Raw genomic sequence first — 21,780 nt, forward strand, 5'->3', positions numbered from 1 at the left:
GACATGTTCCCTGCAAATTTATGGGAAGCGGAAACTACCCCCTAGGGGTTGAACTCGGACCATAGCAAGGTACAGCATGAACATGAAAACCAATTTCGCCGCATCGTTTCCTGCCGTTGGCGCTTCGCAAGTGAAGTCATCGGCCGGCGCGGAGGTCACTTCGCCCGACCCACCGCCTGTGATCGGACTGAAGTCCGACGAGCGCGAGGTCTACGACTATATCTGCCAGTCGTTGCGCCTGGCTGGCGTCGAGCACCTGACCGCCGGCATGCCGCTGGCCGTCATCGTGCGGACCTTCATCGACTGGATCGCAGCGTCAAAGGAATGCGCTGATAAGGGGCGATCGCAAACATCAAAAACTGGATGGGCAACGCCAACACCGTGGGCTGACGACGAGAAGCGGCTCAAAATGGAGTTGGGACAATGGCTACCAAAAGCATGCTTGACGATACCGTCGCTGGCGCGGGTCCGAAAGGACACGGGCGAGAAGGGCGGCCAAGACGACCTGTTCGGCGATCTCGTAAACCACGCTACCAGCTCACCCGCAAGAGGGTCCTTGAACTAACCCCGGCCGAGCTGCACGAGTGGGACGAGACATACGGCCTGCCGGTGCTGCGCGGCGACATCCTGACCGGCCGGCTGGTGTACTTGGCAGTGGCTCGCCACTACACCGACCTGGTCAAGGCCGGTGCGCGAGGGCTGGCGTTTGTGCCGGCCCATGGCTGGCACATCATCAACTACATCGAGAAGTTCTTCGTCCACATCAAGGGGCCGCTGGCCGGCAAGCCGATCCTGCTGGACCCTTGGCAAAAGTTCTGGACCGCCGTGCTGTACGGCTGGCGCCGGATCGACGACGGTGGCCGCCGCTTCAATCGCGGCTACGAGGAGGTGGCCAGGAAGAACGGCAAGTCGACATGGAAGGGGCCGCAGGGCGCCTACCTGTTCAGCATGGATGGCGAGGTCGGCGCCGAGGTCTACGCGGTCGCGACGACGCGGGCCCAGGCCATGACGGTGTTCAAGCCGGCGTTCGACAACATCAAGCGCTGGGTGCGCCGGTCCGCCGGCGTCGCCAGGTCGTTCAAGGTCTACGGCGGCCTGAACCAGGAGAAGGTCGAGCTGGACAGCTCGGTCTTCGCCCCGCTGCCGGCCAACGCCGAGAACCTGGACGGCCTGAACCCGTCGGCAATCCTGTTCGACGAGCTGCACGCGCAGCGGAACCGCGACGTGTGGGACGTGATGGAGTCCGCGCTGGGCGCCCGGATGCAGCCGCTGCTGTCGGCGATCACGACGGCGGGCTTCATCCTCGACGGCATCTGCACCGAGATCCGCTCCTACCTGATTTCAGTCCTGGAGGGCAAGCGAATCGACGACGCCTTCTTCGGCTACATCTACACGCTGGACGAAGGCGACGACCCCTTCAACGAGGCGGTCTGGTACAAGGCCAACCCCGGGCTGGGCAAGTCGAAGACGCTGGAGTACATGCGCGGCATGGCCCGCAAGGCGGCCGCCCTGCCCGGCGCGCGCGCCAACTTCCTGACCAAGGACTTGAACATCTGGTGCAACAGCGCCGATGGCTGGTTCGACATCAGCGTGTGGGACAAGGGCAACAAGAAATTCGACCCGGCGATGCTCAAGGGCCGGGCCTGCTTCGGTGGCCTCGACCTCGGCTCGACGCGGGACTTGACCGCCTACTCGCTGGTGTTTCCGCCCAGCGAGGACGGCGGCGACTGGCATGTGCTGGTGTGGTTCTGGTGCCCGACGGCGAAGATCGCTGCGGAAGAGCACGACGACGCCGCGCCCTACAAAGCATGGGAGGAGGCGGGCTGGATCACCGGCACCGCCGGCAACGTCACCGACTACAACCCGGTGCGGCTGCGCATCCTCGAGTCCATGCGCGAATACGACATCCGCGAGATCGGCTTCGACCGCTGGAATGCGCTGCAGTTGGCGAACGAACTGCTCGAGTCCGGCGTGCCGCTGGTGGAGGTGCCGCAGAACACCGGCGGAATGCACCCCGGCAGCAAGCGCCTGGAGGAGCTGGTGTACGGCATGAGGTTGAAGCACGGCGGCAATCCGGTGCTGCGCTGGTGCGCCGCCAACACCGCGCTGCTGTTCGATACGAACGGGAATTTCCGTCCCGACAAGAAGAAGTCAAACGCCAGCGGCCGCATCGACGGCGTTGTCGCAACCGTCATGGCCCTGAGCCGCGTCGTATCTTATGAAGACGAAGGAAACATTGATGATTACCTCAGCGCACCAATTAGCACATGAGCCTGCTTAACACTGTCGGCGCGTGGTTCAGCGGCAAGTGGATCGGTCGCGGCGGTGCCATCGGCGAGACGCGCGGCCCGCAAAATTCGCTGCCCAGCACGCCGCTCATCTCCGGCCTGGGTAATGTCGGCGTCGACGGCGCGCTGCAGATCAGCACCATCTGGGCCTGTATCGACCGCCGCGCGACCACCGTCGCCAGCCTGCCGCTGTTCGTCTACGAGACGCGGGGCGGCGAGAAGGCTCTGGCCCGGACCAGCCGGCTGTACCAGCTGCTGCACGAGTCGCCGAACAGCCGCATGACGCCCTTCGAGTTCTGGCGCGCCATGATGATGAACTACGACCTGCGCGGCCGCGCCTACGCCCGCATCGAGCGCGATGCCGCCGGCGAGGCGCTGGCCCTGTGGCCGATGCCGGCCGACCAGGTCGAGAGCCGCGTGCTACCGGACGGCTCGATGGTCTACCTCTACTCGTTCGGCAACGACATCGCCGTGCTCGACGCGGCCAGCGTGCTGCACCTGAAGAACCTGGGCAACGGCACCGAGGGGCTGGCCAAGCTGGAGTTCATGCGCGCCACCACCGACGAGGTGGCCAAGGCCCAGGCCGCCGCCAGCAGCCTGTTCGCATCGGGCGGCAAGCCCACCGGCATCCTGATGATCGACAAGCTCATGAACGCCGAGCAGCGCGCCCTGGTCAAGAAGAACTTCCTGGACATGGCCGAGGGCAGCACGGCCCGGCTGCATGTGCTGGAAGCCAACATGAAATACGAGGCGCTGTCGCTGTCGCCCGAGCAGATGCAGCTGCTGGCCACCCGCAAATACGGGGTGGAGGAGCTGTGCCGCTGGTTCGACGTGCCGCCGGTGCTGGTGCACCACTCGGATGTAACCGCCTGGGGTACCGGCATCGAGCTGATCGTGCAGGGCTTCTACACCACATCGATCCGCCCCACGCTGATCAACATCGAGCAGGCCCTGCGCAAGCGCGTGATGACGCCGCGCCAGCGCGCCAGCATGGCGGTGGAGTTCAGCCTCGACGCGCTGCTGCGCGGCAACCCGAAGGACCGCGCCGAGATCAACGCCAAGAACGTCCAGAACGGCCTGGTAACCCGCGCCGAGGTCCGACAGCTCGAAGGCTGGCCGTACATGCCAGGCACCGACGTGCTGACGGCCCAGTCCAACCTGGCGCCGCTCGACATGCTCGGCAAGATCAAGCCCGCCTCCGGCGGAAACGGCAACAACCTCGCGCAATAACAAGGAAACAACATGGAACGCAAGCTGCTGGCGCTCGCCGCCGTGCAATTCAAGGTGGAGGGGGAGGGCAACACCTTCCAGGGCTACGCCTCGACGTTCGGCAACGTCGACTCCTACGGCGACACCATCGTCAAGGGCGCCTACGCCGAGACCCTGAAGGTCAACGGCATGCCGAAGATGTTCTTCAACCACGACGCCTACGCCGTGCCGATCGGCAAATGGACCAAGGCCGTGGAGGACGACTACGGCCTGCTGCTGACCGGCGAGTTCACGCCCGGCAACCAGCTGGCCGACGAGGTGCGCGCCGCGCTGAAGCACGGCACGCTCGACTCCATGTCCATCGGCTACAGCCTGACCAAGGGCGACTACGACGAGACCGCCGGCGGCCGCACGATCAAGAAGGTGACCCGCCTGGCGGAGACCTCCATCGTCACCTTCCCGGCCGACAAGTTCGCCCGGGTCGACCAGGCCAGCGTCAAGTCCTTCGCGGACGAGATCGCCCTGGTCGAGACCATCCGAGATTTTGAATACTTCTTGCGGGATGCAGGCGGTTTCAGCAAAGGGGCGGCGCAAGCGTTGACCGCCCGCGCCAAGAACCTGTTCGGCGTGCGGGACGCCGCCGCACAGGTCGAGGCGAAGCACGCGGACGAGATCCTGAAGCGCATTCAGCGCCTCGCCGCATAGACGCGCATTCCGCAGCCACCAGCCGCCTCCGGGCGGCTTTTTACATTCAAAGGACCACCATGAAACGTACCACCCTGTTCGGTATCCCCCTGCGCGCCGTCATCCTGATGGCGTTCGCCGTCGCAACCGTCGCGGCCCAGGCCCCTCGGCGTCGACATGCCCGGCATGCTGGGCCACGACCCCGCCGCCATCACCGGCATGGGCGTGCTGCTGCTCACCGGTGAGATCGACGGCACCGCCATCCTCAAGGCGCTGGACTCGGTCGAGACCAAGATGAACGCGATCTCGGAGAAGGCGACCGCCGAAATGAAGAGACTTCGGCAAAGTCACGACCGACACCAAGACCGCCATCGAGACCATCGGCATCGAGCAGCGCACCCTGGCGGACCGTCTGCTGCAGCTCGAGCAGAAGTCCACCGCCCCCGCCGACGCCCCCGCCGCCGACGCCACGCTGGGCGGCCAGTTCGTCAAGGACGCCGGCTACGCCGACTTCCAGAAGAAGACGGGTCGCGGTTCGATCGGCCTGGAGCTGAAGAACACCGTCACCAACGCCATCGCCAACACCTTCAGCGAGCGCCGGCCCGGCGTCGTCGAGGGCGCCTTCCGCCTGTTCACCATCGAAGACCTGCTGGTGCGCCTGCCGACCAGCTCGAACGCCATCGACTGGGTGCGCGAGAACGTCTTCACCAACGCGGCGGCCGAGACCGCCGAGGGCATCCAGATCCCGCAGTCCAGCATCACCTTCACGCCTGGCACCATGCCGGTGCAGAACATCGCCCACTTCGTCAAGGTCACGCGCCAGCTGGCCATGGACAACGCGGCGATGGCCGCCTACATCAACCGCCGCATGGTCTACGGCGTCAACCTGCGTGTCGAAAATCAGCTCGTCTCTGGCAATGGCACCTCGCCCAACCTGAGCGGCCTGACCACCGCCGGCAACTTCACTGCCCACGGCTACACGGCGGCGGCGCTGACCGCGCTCAACCTCTCGCCGACCAACCGCTTCGACCTGATCGGCAAGATGATCGGTGACTGCGCGCTGGCCGACTACCCGGCCGACGTGGTGATCCTGAACACGGCGGACTGGTGGACCCTGCGCCTGACGAAGGACTCGCAGGGCCGCTATATCCTCGGCGACCCGGGTTCGTCGGTTCCACCGGTGCTGTTCGGCCTGCCGGTCGTCGCCAGCAACGCGATGGTCTCCGACAACGTGTGGGTGGGCTCGCTGGCCCAGGCCGCGACGCTGCACGACCGCGAGCAGATCGTCCTGGACCTGTCCGACTCCGACGAAAACAACTTCCAGCTCGGTCTGGTCAGCGTGCGCGCCATGCGCCGCCTGGCGCTGACCGTCGAGAAGCCCGCCGCCGCCCGCTACGGCGACCTGACCCCGGCGTAATCGCCCCGGGGCCGGCCGCAACGCCGGCCCCGGCATCAAGGAGATGACCATGGAATTGGTCGAAGTTGAGATCACCGGGCAAGCCATCACCGCCCGCTACGGCACGCTGAGTACCGGCACCATCCTGCGCACAGACAGCGAGTTTGCCAAGCACCTGGTCGAGGACTGCGCTGCCGCGAAGTACACGGTGGCCAAGGCGGCCAAGGCGGCCGAACTGCCGAAAAAGCCTGCCGCCGCGCAGAAGAAAACCACGAAATAACTGAGGTACGCAATGGCAAAACAGATTCCCGTGTCGGCCACCGTCGAGACGACTACGCAGGCCGTCTCCGTCACCGCGGCGCCTGACAGTGCAGGCGTTGCCGTCCCCTTAGTTGTGGCATCCTCCGGCGTGACGCTGACCAACACGAGTATCGCCTGCGCGTTGCAATACAAGGTCAACTCTGGCACCTGGGTGAAGCTGGGGCGCGACGACGGCGCCGAGTTAATTATCAATCTCCAGGTCGACACCCTGTATCTACGCCGCGCCACGTTGGATGGTGGCCTCGCCACAGCCAGTCTTTCCATCGCCAGCAAGCCTGGCAGCACGGATGTGCTGGTGGGGGCTGCGGTGCTGGGGGCGGTCGTAAAAGATGCCGCTTACATCGCCAGCAACAATGCAACAGTCAACATCGCAGCGCCCATCACGCAAAGCTTTCCTAAACTGCGCGCCGCACTCGCCGCCATGAGGGCGGGACAGGGCAATGTCCGCGCCGCTTTGCTCGGGGACTCCACCACGGCGGGGGTATGGGCGCTCGGTATCGACAATGGGACAAATTGCCGCGCAGTTAGCGCGCCGGCAGTGCTGGCCGCGCTGCTGAATTCCTCGGGCACGCCTGCCAATTCCGATAGTTTTTGGGGGGATCAGAATTTTCAACCCTCGGGCTTGGCGCCGCAGGCATACGATCCTCGCATCAAGGCTTTTGGTTCCGGCTGGTCCGTGTATTCGGGGACGACTCTGTTTAGCCTCGGCGGCCGGGCATTTACCAACAGCGGTACGGTGAGCGCATTCGGCTTTCTTCCGAATGGCATGTGCGACACGTTCGACGTGTATTACTACACCAACCCGGCCCTTGGCACCTTCAAATGCACCCGCACCGGCGACGCGGACGGCCCCAACGTATCGACGGTCTCGGCCGCCAGTGGTATCGCCAAGACGACCTTTATCGGCGCTCTCGGCAATGCGAACCCAATCAACATCAATTACGTCGGCTCCGGTTCGGTGTATATCGCCGGTATCGTCGGGTACAACTCCAACGAAAAATGCGTCCAGGTCTTTAACATGGGCTGGGGCAGTTCGACCTCGGTAGATTGGGCGAAAAGCGCGAACGGCTGGGCCCCAATTAATGCGCTGAAGTTTGTCGCCCCCCATTTCACTGAGCTTTGTCTCGGCACGAATGATGAATACCTCGCCACAACTCCGGCGGTGTACTCCGCCAGCATGGCAAGCATTATCGACGCTGCCGCTATCTCGGGCGACGTGATGGTAACAACTAACTTCCCGATCAAAAACGCCACCGTGTCTCTCGCCACCCAGCGGTCATACGTTGTCGCGCTGAAGGCGGTAGTGGACGCGCGACCTGGTGTGGTGTGGAACGACATGCACCAGCGCCTGCGCACGTGGGAGGATCAGAACCCTTTCGGCTATTACGCGACGGGCAGCGTCACGAATGAGTTGCACCCGCTGGCGGCCCTGCATCGTGAACGGGCCAAGGCGACGGCGCAAATCATAGCTTCCCTCTAAACCATGACCCTCACCACCGGAAACGGCGCCGGCCTGCCTAGCGCCGAGAGCTACGCCAGCCTGGCCGCAGCCTATGCGCGCTGCGCTAGCCTGGGCGTGGCCAAGGAATCCCCATGACCAAAATCCGCACCGCCGCCCCGACCGTCCTGGCCGTCACGCTGGCCGAGGCCAAGACCAGCCTGCGCGTCGACGCCGACGTGACCGACATGGACAACCTGATCACCTCGTGGATCAAGGGCGTGATCGCCAATGCCGAGCACGACATCGGCCAGTGCCTGATGGAGCAGACCTGGCAGGTTCGCCTGGACGAGTTCCCCGGCGTCTCCTGCCATCGCCTCGGCGACGCCTGCTCCAGCACCATCCCGACGGCGCTCAGCCTGCCGCACCCGGTCATCAGCGTGACGTCGGTCAAGTACCTGGACTTGGACGGCATCGAGCAGACCCTGGCCCCGGCCGGCTACAAGCCGATCCGCCGCGCCTACGAGAGCTTCCTGGTGCCGGCGCGCGGCGACAGCTGGCCGGCCACCGCCGGCGAGCTCGACTCGGTCGTCGTCACCGTCGTATGCGGCCACGGCGCCGACCCGGCGGCGACGCCGGAAAACGTCCGGCTCTACCTGCTGGCCAAGCTGGTCGAGCAGTTCGACCCGGCCACCCGCCTGGAACGCGACACCGTGCAGTCGTCCTACCTGGACGGCCTGCTCGACGCCTGCCGGTGCTACGCATGAGCTTCGCCGCCACCCTGCGCCACAAGGTGCTGATCCAGGAGCGCACCGCCGGCAGCGACGACCAGGGCCAGCCGATTGACACCTGGACGACGGTCGCCCAGCCCTGGGCCGACATCCGCACCACCGGCGGCCTGGAAACGATCAAGGCCGGCGCCGTCACCTCGACGGTCAACGCCTCGATCCGCCTGCGCCACCGCGCCGGCCTGAACGCTGGCATGCGTGTCGTGCACGGCGCCACGACCTACAACGTGCTGGCCGTGCTGCCCGACCTGCAGCGGAAAATCCACATCGACCTGGTTTGCGAGGTGATCCAATGACCATGCTGCACGTCGACCTGAGCGGCCTGAACGCCATGCTGCACGAAATGGGCGATGCCGCCGAAGCGGCCGCGCGGCCTGCCGCCCAGGCCGCCTCCCAGGTGTTGTACGACGAGGTCAAGCGCAACGCCCAGGGCATCCGCCAGAAATCCGGCAACCTGGCCCGCTCCATCTACCAGGTCTACTCGCAGACCAACAGCGGCCCGGGCCACGCCACCTACCATGTCAGCTGGAACCAGCGCAAGGCGCCCCACGGCGGCCTGGTTGAGTTCGGCCACATCCAACGCTACGTGTCCTTCGTCGGCAGCGACGGGAACTGGTACACGGCGATCCGCGCCGGCATGCGCGGCAAGCCGAAGCCGCGCCGTGGCGCATCGCAGGCGGCCAAGGACGCTTACTACGTCACGCTGCCGGCGCCGAAGCAGGTGGCGGCCAAGCCGTTCGTTCGCCCGGCCGCCAGCAAGTTCTCGGCAGCAGCCGACGCTGCGGCCGCCAAGCTGCTCGAGGAGATCGGATGACGCTTGAAGCCAAGCTGGTCGCCATCCTGAAGACCGTCTGCGCGCGCACCTTCACCGACTTCGCGCCGCCGACGACCGCGCGGCCGTACCTCACCTTTCAGCAGATCGGCGGCGCCGTCATCACCCCGCTGGCCAACGAGGTGCCGGACAAGGAAAACGCCGAAATCCAGATCAACATATGGGCCGACACCCGGGCCGAGGCTAAGGCTGCGACCAAGGCCATCGAGGCGGCGCTGATCCTCGCGACTACCTTCCAGGCCCGGCCGGTGGCCGCGCCGGCGTCGGACTTCGACTCCGACATCCCCGTGTACTGCAGCCGCCAGGACTTCACCATCTGGTGCGATCGGTAGACCCGACGAATTCAACTCAAGGCTCGCCACGGCGGGCCATTTTCTTGCCCGAATAGGGCGCAACCAGCCGCAGAAATGCGGTTTTTTTTCGTCTACTAGAAAGGGCCACCATGGCTTACAACTTCCCCGAGGGCAGCAGCCAGCAGTTCTCGCAAACCTTCGCGGCTGCGAAGACCATCACCGCGCTGACCAACGCCGACCCAGCAATCGCCACCAGTGTGGCCCACGGCTACACCTCCGGCGACGAGCTGTTGTTCAACATCGGCTGGGAGGACGCGACCGACACCGTGTTCAAAGTCACCGTGCTGACCGCCGATACCTACAGCATCGACGGCCTCGACGCCTCCGACGTCAACTTCTTCCCGGCCGGCTCGGGCGTCGGCACCACGCAAAAAATCAGCACCTGGATCGCGATCCCCCAGGTGCTGACCATCGGCAGTAGCGGCGGCGACCCCAAGTTCACCGACGTCAATCCGCTGGCGAAGCGCAACGGCATCAAGATCCCGACCGGCTTCAACGCGACGAGCGTGACGCTGAGCCTCGGCCACGACGCGTCCAACGCGAACTATAAGACCATGGTCAAGATCAGCCGCGCGCTCAAGAAGGTCGCCTTCAAGCAGGTCCTGAACGGCGGCGCCGTCACCTACGGCTACGGCTACATGAGCGTGTCCGAGATGCCGAAGCTGAACAACAACCAGGTCAACACGGTCGACGCCGCCCTGGCGCTGCTGGGCCGCTCGATCTCCTACTAAACCCCGGCGCAAGCCGTCACCGAGCACCGGCCGGCTGCCGTCGCCTTCGCGGGCGCGGCGGCTGGCACGGGCATTTACCTCACCCGCGAAAGAACACCATGGCAAAAATCATCCTCGGCAAACCGCCCAAATCGTTCACGAAGGAACTGTCCTTCCCCATGCTCGACGGCACCGTCGGCACCATGAAGATCACCTACAAGTACCGCTCGCGCAAGGAATTCGCCGCCTTCGTCGACAGCATGCTCGACGTCATCAAGGCCGACGGCGAGGCCGAAATCGCCGCGGCAAAGGCCGCCATCGCCGAGGGCGTGGAACCGGCGCCGAACCTGGGCGCCAGCGAGTCGACCGCCAACGAGAAGAACGCGACCCGCCAGGCCGACTACATCATGGACGTGGTCGAGGGCTGGAACCTGGACGTTCCGTTCGACCGCGAGGCCGTCGAGCAGCTGGTCGACGAACTGCCGCTGGCCGCGACGACCATCATCCAGTCGTACCGCACCGCGATGACCGAAGGCCGCCTGGGAAACTAAGGGCGGCGGCGGCGGCGTTCTACGAGCGGGCCGACAAGAAGGAAACCAGCCCGTTCCTCGCCAGCATCGCCGCCGCCCACCACGCGCGCGCCATCGAAGTCTGGCCGGATAACTGGCCGGCCTTCGCGCTGTTCTGCGAACAGCAAACCCAGTGGACCGTCGGCCCCGGCGGCGCCACCGGCATGAACTACGCATGCGCCTTCCGCAAGCTTGACCGAATGGGCCTGACACCCGACGAGTGCAGCGAATGGGAGGGCGACCTCCGTACGCTGGAGCACGCCGCACTGTCGGAAATGAACAAAAAGGAGGACGCATGACGGAAGAGCGCCGCATCCAGCTCGTCGCAGAGGTCAATACGACCCAGACGCGCGAAGGCTTCAACGAGATCAGCCAGCAGGCCAGCACCATGGCCAGCAGCGTCTCGCGTGCTGGACAGCAGGCGTCTTCCGCCGTGTCCGACATCGGTTCTGGCGCCGATCGATCCGCCAAAAACGTCGAGGTATCGCAGCGCAATCTGATTGCATCGATCCAGCGCACGACTGCGGCGATGGAGGCCGGCGGCAAGACCGGCTCTCAGTATTACGAGGTGTTGGCACGCCAGCGCGGTGTCGACGTTGAGGTGTTGCGTCCCTACCTGGCGGCGCTCGATGCGATCACGGCAAAACAGAAGGCCGCTGCTGACGCCATCCGGTCCTCCGATCCAACGATGAAGCAATTCGGGGTGTCGGCGGCCCAGACGACGGCCGCGCTGCGCCAGATGCCCGCGCAGTTGACCGATATTTTCACCAGCTTGTCCGGAGGACAAAATCCACTGCAGGTGTTGATCCAGCAAGGCGGTCAGATTAAGGACTCGTTCGGCGGCGTCTCCAACACGCTCAGCGTGCTAGGTGGGCAAGTGAAGTCCTTCTTCTCTTCCTTGGGCGGGGCTAGTTCTAGCATCGGGGACATAGCCGACCTGGGCGGAGCCCTCGCGGATGTTGCGAGGCAGCAGGAAGCAGTATCCGGCGGCGCCGAGCAGGCTGGTGATGGTCTATCCACGTTGGCCGATGGCGCTAACACGGCAACGGAGGCCGCCTCCAACGCCAGAACCGCGTTGACTGGCGTCACCACCGTTAGCGTGACAACGGTCGCTGCAGCTGTGGCCGTCACCGCTGCGGTCGTCGCAGTGGCGGTGGCCTACTACAAGGGTTCACAGGAGGCCGATGCCTACCGCAAGTCGATCATCCTGACCGGGAATGCCGCTGGAACGACCGTCAGTCAACTCAATGGCATGGCTGCGTCCATCGCAAAGCAAGTTGGCACGCAAGGACAGGCGGCGGAAGCATTGGCAATGCTTGCCGGAACCGGCAAGGTTGGCGCGGAGAACCTGCGGCAGTTCGGTGCCACGGCCGTGCTGGCACAAAAGACCATCGGCATGGCCGTGTCCGACACAGTAGCTGCGTTTTCCGAGCTGGGTAAGTCCCCATTGCAAGCCAGCGAGAAGTTCACCGAGCAGTATCACTATATGTCCCTGGCGGTCTATTCGCAGATCAAAGCATTGCAGGACCAAGGGAAAACGGAGGAGGCCGCAGCAGTAGCGCAAAAGGCATATTCGGACGCTATCGAGAGTCGCGGAAAGGAAATTGAGGCATCCCTCGGCGTTATGCAAAAAGGGTGGACTGCTGTTGGCGAAAAGGCTAAGCAGGCATGGGATTGGATGCTGGACGTTGGTCGAGAGGATACTCTCGACCAGAAATTGGAGAAGGCCCAAGCCGCGCTAGCCAAGGCGAAAATCGCTCGCTTCACCTTCGCCGGCGGCGGTTCCGACGGCAAGGCGGACCTGGACAAGGCGCAGGCAGAGGTTGAGGCGCTGCAGCGTCAAGCTACCGCGGCCAAGGAGAAGGCAGCAGCGCAAGCGGAAAGCGTTCGCCTCGAAGAGGCGGGTATCGCCTTGGCGAAGGAGGAGGAGAAATATCTGCCTCGTAAAGAGCGGCTTGCCCGTGACTTGGTTGCGGCGCGCAATTTGGTGACGCAGGCAGCTCGCCCGGGCGAAGAGTCTGTTGTGACCGAGCAGCGGATTGCCACTCTGCAGATGAACATCCGAAAGCAGTACAGCGACATATTCAATGCAGGCATCGATAGCCAGATCGAGGCCATCAAGCGGCGCGGCGCGGTGGAAGAGGAGGTCGCGAAGCGTACTGCGTCCTCCCTTGCTGCGATCCAAGCAGCGGGAGCTGCCACCAGTCTCGCCGCGCAGATCAGCTATGCGGAACAGGTTGAGGCGAATGATCAGGCTGCGCTGGGGCGGGAAAAGGCTCGGCTACAGGATATTTTTAGACTTACCAAGGGGAAACAAAATAGCGAAACGGAACAGGCGTCCATTCGTGGTGCCATCGAGGACGTAGAAGCAAAGCAGTTGACTCGAAAATTGAAGCTGAAGGATGACATTTACGTTTTAGATATTAAGGATAGCCGTCAGGCGGCCGCGAATCTCGATGCGCTTGCCGGAAAGCGCGATGCTGAATTGCAATCCCTTGTTGCCCAGGTGAAGGCGCAGAAGGATTCGAATTCTCTGATCGGCGCCAGCAAGCAACAGATAAATTCGTTCAATCTAGCATTGGCTGAAGAATCGGCCACCCGGCTGGAGAACCAAGCGGCGATTATCGGGAACGATAGTGCGCGCCAGCGGGAAGCGGAGACGATGCGTGCTAGTGCGGCCGAGATCCGCGCGCTCGCAGAAGCGCGCGCGGCCGGCATCCTGAAAACGGAAGACTTCGAGCAGCAGAAAAGGCTGTGGGATTCCATCGACCAGACCGCGCACGATACCTTCGTCTCAATCTTCGACAGCGGAAAGTCGGCGTTCGACCGCCTGCGCGACACGCTGAAAAACGGCCTGCTCGACATGCTGTACCAGATGACGGTCAAGCGGTGGATCTTCAGCATCGGCGCTGAGGTGTCGGGCTACAGCGGGATCGCCCAGACCGCCGCCGGCGCCATCGGCGGCGGACAGGGCGGCATGGGCTCGATGTCGGCCCTCTCCAGCCTTGGCGCCCTTTCGTCCTCGTCGAGCTACCTGGGCCAGTTCGCCAGCGGCTACAGCGGCTCGGCCGCCGCCGCGTCGCAAGCGCTGGGCGCGCCAATGACGACGTCGGCGCAGCTCGGCAGCTATACCGGCGCGGCGGCGCCGTACCTGGCCGGCGCAGGCGGCGGGCTGGCGGCATACACCTACGGCGAGAAGTACGGCGCCGCTGGCGGCTTGGCCGCCGGCGCCGGGACGATTGCGGCCGGCGGCGCCGCCTCCGCCGCAATCGGTGGAACCAGCATCGCGGCGGGCGCCACGGCGGCGCTGGCGGCGATCCCGGTGTGGGGCTGGGCCGCGCTGGCCGCCATGGCGATTATCGGCGGCATGCAGGATGGTCCGGAAGAGCACACCCGCATGCAGTTCGCCAGCAACAACGCGGTCGGCAACATCAACAACAACGAACGCGGCGAGAGCTGGGCCGCGCCCTACATCGGCAACGGCTCGACGTCGGCGCTGGGCACCTTCGGCGTGCGCTCGACCTTCTGGATGGACCCCAACCAGGATGCGGTGCAATCGTTCCTGAAAACGGTCGGACAAACCGACGACGCCCTGGCCTCCTTCATGACCGCAACCGAAAAGGCCTCGGTCACCTCCTACTTGACCGGAAAGACCTACACGGCCAATACCGGCGCCGAGGGTACCAACCCCAACGCAAACGGAGAGCTGGACAAGGTCTTCGCCGATCGCATCACCAACATTTTGGAGGGGATCGAGCCCGGTCTGTCGAAGCTGGAGATCGGCTTCGCCGGCACATCGCAGGAGTTGGCCACCGAGGCTGCCGCGCTGCTGTCGTTCCGCGCCGCGCTCAAGGAGTCCGGTGAAACCGTCTTCGGCGCAAAGGTCACGCTGCAGGAAATCGCCGCGCTCAAGCTGCCGACCGAGACGACCAGCGCCGCCCTGGCCCGCGTCACCGCAGAATTCAACATCACCAGCCAGGTGGCGCAGCTGCTGGGCAAGGACGTGTCCAAGGCCTTCGGCGCCACCGGTCTCGCCTCGGAGGCGGCGCGTGCGCAGCTGATCCAGCTGTCTGGAGGTATGGCGACCTTCTCGCAGCAGGCTGCGGCCTATGCGCAGACCTACCTGACCGACGAGGAGCGCAACAAGGTCCTGGTCAAGCAGGTAACCGAGCAGATGTCGGCGCTGGGCCTGGCCAGCATCACCACCAAGGACCAGTTCAAGGCCCTGGTGATGGGGCTGGACCTGTCGTCCGAGGCGGACGCCAAACGCTATGCCGCGCTGATGAAGGTATCGGGTGACTTCGCCACTGCGGCCGACGCCACCGCTGCGGCAATCGCCAAGGCGCAGGAGGCGGCCAAGGCCACGGCCGGCCTGGACGGCCAGATCTACGACCTGACCCACACGGCCGCCGAAGCGCTGGCCCGCCAGCGCCAGGTGGAGCTGGCCGCCATGACGGCGACCGACGCTGAGCTGCAAAAGCGGATCTACGCGCTGAACGACGAGCGTGCGGCTGCCGAGAAGCTCGTCGGCGCGGCGGGAAGTTCCTTGACGCGGCTGACTGACGCCATCAGTAGTGAGAAGGCGCTGAAGGCGGCGGCGCATCAAGCCGACATGACTGCAATCCAGGCTCGGATCGACGCCGAAGCGGCGGCCATTGGCAAGATCAAGGGATTATCGGATCTACTGCATACCTCGATGGACCAAGTGCGCCCAACGGGCGACCAGGCCGCAGAGCGCCGCGCCGCCCAAGCACAGATCGAGAGCGCCATTGCGATCGCGAAGGCGGGCGGCCCGCTGCCGACCGCCGAGTCGCTGAAGCAGGCCCTGGCCACTGTCGGCAAGGATGCATCGGGGCTGTTTGGCACCCAGGCCGATTTCCAGCGCGACCAATACCGGACCATGAACGCGCTGGCCGCGCTGTCAACCCTGACAGACAAGCAACTGACCGGCGAGCAGCTTACACTTGCCGTGCTCGAGGACCAGAAGAAGATCACCCAGGATGCCTTTGACGCAGAGGTCAAGCGGCTGGACGACATTCTCGGCGTGGGGAAGGCGCAGGTCGACTCGCTCAACGGCATCAACACCTCGGTGCTGACCATCCCTACCGCGTTGGCCGCTTTGGCCGCATCGATCTCGGCGGCCATGGCCAATCCAATCGCTGCAGCACCGTCGGTCGTCACGTCGGCCTATCAGCAGTACCTGGGCCGTACCCCCGAGGCCGGCGCCATCGATCACTGGACCGGCCAGGCCGGGCAGGGTGTCGATGTCACCGCCGCGATCAAGGGCTCGAACGAGGCGCGCATCCAGGAGCTGTACCGCACCCTGCTTGGGCGGAACGGCGAGGCTGCCGGAGTGGACTCGTGGGAGCGCGCGCTGGCCGCCGGCCAGACGATGGAGCAGATCCGCGCCGGGTTCCTGACGAGCGACGAGTACAAAAAATTGCATCCGTTCGCCGTAGGGACAAACCGCGTGCCGAAAACCATGCCCGCGCTGGTGCATGAGGACGAGCGGATCATCCCAGCGGCCGACAACCGCGAGTTACTGCGCCGCTTAAGCAGCCCCGCTGACGACAACTCGGCATTGCTTGCCGAGGTTAGGGCGCTGCGCGCCGAGGTGGCCAAGCTCCAAGCGCCAACTTTGGCGACGGCGGAAAACACCAAGAAATCCGCCAATGCTCTCCTCCGCGCCACCCAAGGCAATAACTATTTGATGACAAAGGCGGTGGCAGCATGAGGGTAACCCCACCAATCACCATCAACGACACCATGCTTACCGCAAGCTCGGTGGTGGAGACGCCGCCGGCCGCGTATGCCGGCGGCACCACCTACGCTGCCGGCTCCACGGCAAGTACCGGAATCGTAGGCGGCGTCATTACGGTATGGAAGTCGCTCGCGGCCGGCAACCTAGGGCATACACCGGCGAGTAGCCCCTCGTGGTGGCTGAACATCGGTGCCACGTACATGGTCTACGACCCGGCGCACACCTATGCCCTGAACGATACCGTGATCGATGCGGTCAACCATCTTGTCTACGAGTCTCAGCTGGCCAGCAACACCGGCCAGCCTCTGGCAACCGGGACCGCGTGGCGAAAAGTAGGCACAACCAACAAATATGCCGCCTTCGACCAGCTGCGCAACACGCAGGTGGTTGCCCCGGTCGACATCGTCCAGTCGATCACCCTGGTTGGACGCGCTTCCACCATCGCCGTCATCGGGATCGATGCCAGGACCATCACCATCACGCAAACGGTTGGCGGGGTGCAAAAGTATTCGGTGACGGTCAATTTGAGCAAGCGTAAGAGCTTTTCGTGGAGCCAATACTACTTGGCTCCATTCACCAGCCGCACCTCGGTTCAGTTCTTCGACCTCCCGCCATATCGGAATTCGACCATCACCGTGACGGCGAGCAAGCCGACCGGCCAGCGTGGCGTCGGTGGAATCATTATCGGCAACGCCATCTACATCGGAGAGGCCCAGGTCGATGCCAACGACGATCACTTGAATTTCTCGACGATCGACCGGGACACCTTCGGGAATCTGGAACTCTCCCCCAAGCGCTCCGTTCCCAAGGTCGACCTGCAGATCTGGTTCGACAAGAAATACACCGCCCAAATTCGTGCCGTGCGCGAGCTCCTGAATGGGCGCCCGGCCGTATGGTCCGGCCTCGACGATTTCACGCTCGACTACTTCGACGCGGTCTTCGTCTACGGGCCGCACAAGGAATTCAGCCTGAACCTGAGGGACTTCAGCTACGGCGTCATCACACTACAAGTAGAGGAAATGTAATATGAGCGTAACTGCACCAGTGCCGGCTGACGTCCTTCCAGTAGGGCCCAGCATTGACGATCCGGACAATTTCGATAACGCGGCCGACGCCTTTGTTGCCGCGCAACGCCCATTCGGGACGCAGATGAATGCATTGGGCGTCAATGTGTATGCCAATGCAATTGATGCCGCCGGTAGCGCCACCGCAGCGGCGGCGAGTGCCACCGCCGCATCCGGAAGTGCCGCCGCCTCGGCAAATAGCGCATCCGCATCGGCTACGAGCGCCACTGCCTCCGCCGCCAGTTCTGCGTCGGCCGCAGCCAGTGCCGCGGCCAGCGCCGCCAGCGCCACGGGCTTGACCGCGACCAGCGCGACCAGCAACGTGGTCGGTACCGGATCGCGCACCTTTGCCACGCAGGCCGGCAAGCAGTTTTCCACCAACGTCAACCTCAAGATGGTCGACGCGGCAAACCCGGCCAACGCTATGTACGGCACGGCGGCCAGCTACTCGGGTACTTCCCTGGTCGCCACCGTGACCAGCTACGAGGGCAGTGGCACCATCACCTCGTGGATCATCTCAGTGGTGGGCCAGCGCGGCGCCACGGGCGCGACCGGTGGCGTTGCCGGCGGCAACCTGACTGGTGCGCTCAACGATGCCAGGGCGGCAGATGTCGCCAGCGCCTCGGCGCCCGATATCTGGAGCGGCTCCGGGAATTACGTGGTCATCACTGGCCCCGTGGCGATTACCGGCTTCGCCGCCGCGCCGCAGGCCGGCGCGCGCCGGCGCGCCCTGGCTGGTGGTGCCTTTCCGCTGACCGCCGGCGCCAACCTGGTTGTCAAGGGAGTGCCAAGCGGCCAGTCCTTCGTCTGCTCGCCCGGTGACGAGATCGACGTGTACGCGGAGACCGCGACGAAATTCAGGGTGACGGTCACCAAAGGCGATGGCACTGCGATAACCGGAACCCCCTCGTTCAACCACTGCGAGGTACTCCCCTCATCCGGCGTGTTCACGGCTAGGGTAACTGGCGTCCACCGCTTCACCTTGCAGGGGGCTTGTGGCTCTGGCGGTTACGTGAACCTGGGTGCCACCAATTTCGCGGGCGCGGCCACCGGCGGCAGCGCCGGTGGCCGGGCGGTCAGGACGTTGTTCTGTGTGGCGGGCCAGACCTATACGGCAGCCCTTGCTGCCGGAGCAGCCGGCAATTTCAGCATCACTGCCGGGGCTTACCAGGGGATCACAGCTGGTAGCAGCACCTTTACCGGTCCCGGCCTAGCGCTGACCGCAAACGGCGGCCTGGGGGGCGTTGCTACTTACGGGGCGTCCACGGCGTCCGTTTCCGCAGCTGGCGTCACTGGAGGAGCCGCGACAGGGGGTGACTTCAACTACACCGGCGGCGGCAGCGGCTCCATTTCCGCTACAGGCATCAGTGGCCGGGCTGCTACCGGCGGCGGCGCTGTGAATTGGCGCGGCACGGCCTACAACAGCGGCAGCATTACGATCACAGCTACTTTCTCCGGGGTGATCGCGTGTTCCGGCGGTGCGGGCGTCGGCGGCAACGGCGCCGACATCGTCATGACCGCTGGCTCCGTACAGGGAATGAGCTCAGGCGGAGGGTCGGCGGGCGCTGCGCCGACGTTCACAACCACTGCTAGCGGCTACCAGGCGCAGAACGTGACGGGCTCCGGCCCCTTCGCGCAAATCAGCACGACCCCGTTACAGCTTGCAGGTACTGGTGCCAGGGCGGGGACGAACGCCTCGGCGAGCTCTTCCGGCGCAGGGGGAGGTGGAGCCGGGGCGTACGGTACGAATCCCTTCACCTCCGCTATCTGCCTTCCAGGTGCATCACTCGGGGGCTGGGGCGGAATTGTCGTAGATTCGGTCAACTACTCTCCCATCGCATTGCCCGCCGGCTCACTTCCGGCCGGGGCTGGTCCCGGGGTGGTATTTTTCAACAACAACGTCCAGGCCCCACCAGGCGGAGATGCTTGGGCCCTGATCGAATGCGCGGCATAGCGCGGCTTCCTAGGAAATTTCTATCGAAAGGAGTGACTGTATGTACGACGAACTCGACCCCGACGAGCCGAGACGCATTCGATTGCTTGATGTGGATGGTGCCGTCTACAACATTCTGCTTGCCTCCATCAATTTCTGCGGCAGCACTTTGATCCACCAGCCGGAGCACGTCTACCGCTCCGGCGGCAGCTGGTTGCTGGACCCTCCGCCCGAGCTGCCGGAAGATCCGCCGCCAGTGACGCCGCAAGAACCGCCAACCCAGCCCGCTTAATGCGGGCTCTTTATTGAAAAGGTACTTATGGCAGAACCCGCAAGCAGCACCGTCGGCATCGCAATCGCGGCCGGCACCATCACCCTGACCGGGTCCATTCTCGGCGTGCAGTACGACGCGCTGCTGGCCGGCCTGGCCGGCGGCCTCGTGTCGTTGTCCTACCTGCCGGCCATGACCCTGGCGCGCATCGCTGGCAGCGTGGCCGGCTCGTCGCTGCTGGCCGGCTACTTCGCGCCGCTGATCGCGCTAGGCATCGCGAACTATTTTCCGTTCGCTGCGGCCGCCGGCGACGGCATGCGGCTCGCTTCGGCCGCCGGCCTGGGCCTGGGCGCCCAGGTCATCATTCCGACGGCGTTCGCCTGGCTGCGGCGGAAAGGGGGCGAGTGATGCAGATCCTGAACCTTCTCGCCGCCGCAATTGTGCTTGCCGGCGGCGTGCGCGCCATCAACCACATGTGTCCTGGCACGGCGCTGCCGATCCGCGCCACATGGCTACTGCTGACCATCGGCGCGGCCGCCGTGCTGCTGGCCGGCCTGGCCGGCGGCCATCCCACTTGGCCCGACCTGGCGCTGCACTGGGGCATCGCCGCCCTGGTCTGCGCCGGGCCGCGTGGCCTCACCTTCTGCTCGACTGGAGATAAATCATGACCCTCGATCAACTACTGAAAATCATGCCCAAGGCCCGGCGTCGCGCCGCCGGCTTCCTCGAGGCGCTGAACGTGACTATGGCCGAGTGCTGCATCAACACGCCGGCGCGCCAGGCGTCCTTTCTCGCGCAGGTTGGGCACGAGTCCGGCCAGCTGCTCTACGTGCAGGAGCTTGCCAGCGGCGCCGCATATGAGGGCCGCGCCGACCTGGGCAACACCAAGTCGGGCGACGGCGTACGCTTCAAGGGGCGCGGCCTGATCCAGATCACCGGCCGTGCCAACTACGCCGCTTGCGGCACCGCCCTGGGCCTGGACCTGATCGGCACGCCGGCGCTGCTCGAGCAGCCGGTCAACGCCTGCCGCTCGGCCGGCTGGTTCTGGCGCGCGCACGGCCTCAACGAGCTGGCCGACGCCGGCGACCAGGTGCGCGTGACCCGGCGCGTCAACGGCGGCGTCAACGGCCTGGCTGAGCGCCTGGCGCTGTTCGCCGTTGCGCAGCGAGTGCTGTTGTGAGCGTCCTGGGCGAGCTGGCCGGCGGCGCCGTCGTCGGCGGCATCTGGAAGGTGGCCGCTATCGTGCTGCTCGCCGCGCTGCCGCTGGTCGGCGGAGGCGCCGGCGCGGGATGGTGGCTGGCTGCCCACGACCGCGACCAAGCTCGGGCCGACCTGGCCACCGAGCGCACGCGCGCCGACGCGCTGACGGCCGGTATCCGCGAGCAAAACCGCGCAGTGGAGGCGATGGCTAGCGCCAAGGCCGCCGCCGACGCGCGCGGCCAGGCCGCCCAGCAGCTCTCCGCGGAAAACGGCCGGCGCTTCGACGGCGCGCTGGCGCAGCTGGCTGGCCGCCGCGCGACGACCTGCGACGAAGCCATGCCGGCCGTCAACCAGCTGCTGGAGAGTGTGCGATGAGGGCGAAAAATGCAAGCATGGCCCGGCCACCTGGGCGGCATAAAACTGCCGCAATGCCGCATGGGTGCTCACTCTTGGCCGGCCTGCTGACGATTATTTGCAACCTGCTGGTGGCGGGCTGCGCCGGCGCACCGCCGGCGACGCAGACCGTCGAGGTGCCGGTGTACCGGCCCTGTGTCGGCTACGTGCCGATCAAGCCCGACTACGAGTTCGGCAAGCTATCGCTGGACGCGGCCGCCGGCGACAAAGTTCTTGCGCTGGCGCGGGACTGGCCGCGCGCGCGGCGGTACGAGGGGGAGCTGGAGGCGGTGCTGGCTGGCTGCCTGTGACGGCGCCGGTCTTCCGCTGCCACGCCGGAACGTTCCCGGCGTAGCTTTTGGCGTAGTTTTCTATTTTACTTACTGGGTTCAATAGGGAGAGTACGCTGCTGCATCATGGGCGTGACTTTTTCGGCGGGGCTGTTCTTGACTGCGGCGGCGTTGATTTCGTTCGGGACTGTGGTCATTGGTTCTTTTTCGGCGGTGCGTTGGCGTGGCGATGGGCCGGGCGCGCGGCGCGGGATGGCGGCGAAGCGCGGCGCTGGCTCAT

The 21,780-nt window shown here is 65.0% G+C and carries 24 protein-coding genes; 23 read left to right on the forward strand and 1 reads right to left on the reverse strand.

From position 1 onward, the window contains the following. The first annotated feature begins 76 nt into the window (after window positions 1-76). From QC826_RS06245 to QC826_RS06260, 4 genes are read left to right on the forward strand one after another with little or no spacing between them, the layout of a single operon-like run. The gene (locus QC826_RS06245; RefSeq protein WP_279764846.1) at window positions 77-565 is read left to right on the forward strand and encodes a hypothetical protein; all 489 of its coding nucleotides are present in this window, start codon (window positions 77-79) and stop codon (window positions 563-565) included. 44 nt (window positions 566-609) lie between these two features. Then, window positions 610-2,271, forward strand: coding sequence for a terminase large subunit (locus QC826_RS06250; protein ID WP_279764847.1), 1,662 nt, complete (start codon window positions 610-612; stop codon window positions 2,269-2,271). After that, window positions 2,268-3,518, forward strand: a complete 1,251-nt coding sequence (locus QC826_RS06255; protein ID WP_279764848.1) for a phage portal protein — start codon at window positions 2,268-2,270, stop codon at window positions 3,516-3,518. The genes QC826_RS06250 and QC826_RS06255 overlap by 4 nt, the downstream gene beginning before the upstream one ends. A 12-nt stretch (window positions 3,519-3,530) precedes the next feature. Then, a complete protein-coding gene (locus QC826_RS06260; RefSeq protein WP_279764849.1) occupies window positions 3,531-4,202 on the forward strand; it encodes an HK97 family phage prohead protease in 672 nt (223 codons plus the stop codon). Between the two features lie 480 nt (window positions 4,203-4,682). Here QC826_RS06260 and QC826_RS06265 read toward each other — a convergent pair whose 3' ends face one another. Further along, complete coding sequence (locus tag QC826_RS06265) at window positions 4,683-4,820, reverse strand: hypothetical protein (protein WP_279764850.1); 138 nt, start codon at window positions 4,818-4,820, stop codon at window positions 4,683-4,685. 13 nt (window positions 4,821-4,833) lie between these two features. On the opposite strand from QC826_RS06265, the gene QC826_RS06270 reads away from it, so the two are divergent. The 19 genes from QC826_RS06270 to QC826_RS06360 all read left to right on the forward strand — a co-directional run bounded on the left by QC826_RS06270 (window position 4,834) and on the right by QC826_RS06360 (window position 21,521). After that, window positions 4,834-5,598 carry a phage major capsid protein gene (locus QC826_RS06270; protein WP_279764851.1) on the forward strand — a complete coding sequence of 255 codons (765 nt, stop codon included), beginning with the start codon at window positions 4,834-4,836 and terminating at the stop codon, window positions 5,596-5,598. A gap of 49 nt (window positions 5,599-5,647) precedes the next feature. After that, window positions 5,648-5,857 (forward strand): hypothetical protein, encoded by a 210-nt coding sequence (locus tag QC826_RS06275; RefSeq protein WP_279764852.1) that lies wholly within the window; start codon window positions 5,648-5,650, stop codon window positions 5,855-5,857. 12 nt (window positions 5,858-5,869) lie between these two features. Then, complete coding sequence (locus QC826_RS06280) at window positions 5,870-7,378, forward strand: hypothetical protein (protein ID WP_279764853.1); 1,509 nt, start codon at window positions 5,870-5,872, stop codon at window positions 7,376-7,378. Window positions 7,379-7,491: 113 nt separating this feature from the next. Beyond that, window positions 7,492-8,103: a hypothetical protein gene (locus tag QC826_RS06285; protein WP_279764854.1), complete on the forward strand. Its 612-nt coding sequence runs from the start codon at window positions 7,492-7,494 to the stop codon at window positions 8,101-8,103. Continuing rightward, entirely contained in the window at window positions 8,100-8,420 is a 321-nt protein-coding gene (locus QC826_RS06290; protein WP_279764855.1) for a phage head closure protein, read from the forward strand. The genes QC826_RS06285 and QC826_RS06290 overlap by 4 nt, the downstream gene beginning before the upstream one ends. Next, window positions 8,417-8,938, forward strand: coding sequence for an HK97 gp10 family phage protein (locus QC826_RS06295; protein WP_279764856.1), 522 nt, complete (start codon window positions 8,417-8,419; stop codon window positions 8,936-8,938). The genes QC826_RS06290 and QC826_RS06295 overlap by 4 nt, the downstream gene beginning before the upstream one ends. Next, window positions 8,935-9,288, forward strand: a complete 354-nt coding sequence (locus tag QC826_RS06300) for a DUF3168 domain-containing protein (RefSeq protein WP_279764857.1) — start codon at window positions 8,935-8,937, stop codon at window positions 9,286-9,288. Before QC826_RS06295 ends, QC826_RS06300 begins: the two co-directional genes overlap by 4 nt. A gap of 110 nt (window positions 9,289-9,398) precedes the next feature. Next, entirely contained in the window at window positions 9,399-10,040 is a 642-nt protein-coding gene (locus tag QC826_RS06305; protein WP_279764858.1) for a phage tail tube protein, read from the forward strand. 98 nt (window positions 10,041-10,138) lie between these two features. Continuing rightward, window positions 10,139-10,570, forward strand: coding sequence for a phage tail assembly chaperone (locus QC826_RS06310; protein WP_279764859.1), 432 nt, complete (start codon window positions 10,139-10,141; stop codon window positions 10,568-10,570). A 92-nt stretch (window positions 10,571-10,662) separates the two neighbouring features. Next, complete coding sequence (locus tag QC826_RS06315; protein ID WP_279766402.1) at window positions 10,663-10,887, forward strand: DUF1799 domain-containing protein; 225 nt, start codon at window positions 10,663-10,665, stop codon at window positions 10,885-10,887. Then, window positions 10,884-16,322, forward strand: a complete 5,439-nt coding sequence (locus QC826_RS06320) for a phage tail length tape measure family protein (protein WP_279764860.1) — start codon at window positions 10,884-10,886, stop codon at window positions 16,320-16,322. The genes QC826_RS06315 and QC826_RS06320 overlap by 4 nt, the downstream gene beginning before the upstream one ends. Beyond that, window positions 16,319-17,374: a hypothetical protein gene (locus tag QC826_RS06325; protein ID WP_279764861.1), complete on the forward strand. Its 1,056-nt coding sequence runs from the start codon at window positions 16,319-16,321 to the stop codon at window positions 17,372-17,374. The genes QC826_RS06320 and QC826_RS06325 overlap by 4 nt, the downstream gene beginning before the upstream one ends. A gap of 1 nt (window position 17,375) precedes the next feature. Beyond that, window positions 17,376-19,367 carry a hypothetical protein gene (locus QC826_RS06330; protein WP_279764862.1) on the forward strand — a complete coding sequence of 664 codons (1,992 nt, stop codon included), beginning with the start codon at window positions 17,376-17,378 and terminating at the stop codon, window positions 19,365-19,367. A 40-nt stretch (window positions 19,368-19,407) separates the two neighbouring features. Beyond that, a complete protein-coding gene (locus tag QC826_RS06335; protein WP_279764864.1) occupies window positions 19,408-19,638 on the forward strand; it encodes a hypothetical protein in 231 nt (76 codons plus the stop codon). Window positions 19,639-19,665: 27 nt separating this feature from the next. Beyond that, window positions 19,666-20,025 carry a restriction endonuclease gene (locus QC826_RS06340; RefSeq protein ID WP_279764865.1) on the forward strand — a complete coding sequence of 120 codons (360 nt, stop codon included), beginning with the start codon at window positions 19,666-19,668 and terminating at the stop codon, window positions 20,023-20,025. Beyond that, window positions 20,025-20,285, forward strand: a complete 261-nt coding sequence (locus tag QC826_RS06345; protein ID WP_279764866.1) for a hypothetical protein — start codon at window positions 20,025-20,027, stop codon at window positions 20,283-20,285. Before QC826_RS06340 ends, QC826_RS06345 begins: the two co-directional genes overlap by 1 nt. Further along, window positions 20,282-20,797 carry a glycoside hydrolase family 19 protein gene (locus tag QC826_RS06350; protein ID WP_279764867.1) on the forward strand — a complete coding sequence of 172 codons (516 nt, stop codon included), beginning with the start codon at window positions 20,282-20,284 and terminating at the stop codon, window positions 20,795-20,797. Before QC826_RS06345 ends, QC826_RS06350 begins: the two co-directional genes overlap by 4 nt. Then, window positions 20,794-21,192 carry a hypothetical protein gene (locus tag QC826_RS06355; protein ID WP_279764868.1) on the forward strand — a complete coding sequence of 133 codons (399 nt, stop codon included), beginning with the start codon at window positions 20,794-20,796 and terminating at the stop codon, window positions 21,190-21,192. Before QC826_RS06350 ends, QC826_RS06355 begins: the two co-directional genes overlap by 4 nt. Before the next feature lie 74 nt (window positions 21,193-21,266). Then, window positions 21,267-21,521 (forward strand): hypothetical protein, encoded by a 255-nt coding sequence (locus QC826_RS06360; RefSeq protein WP_279764869.1) that lies wholly within the window; start codon window positions 21,267-21,269, stop codon window positions 21,519-21,521. Window positions 21,522-21,780: the final 259 nt, after the last annotated feature.

Origin of the sequence: Rugamonas sp. DEMB1 (assembly GCF_029834475.1) — a bacterium.
In the GTDB taxonomy this organism is placed as follows: domain Bacteria; phylum Pseudomonadota; class Gammaproteobacteria; order Burkholderiales; family Burkholderiaceae_D; genus Rugamonas; species Rugamonas rubra.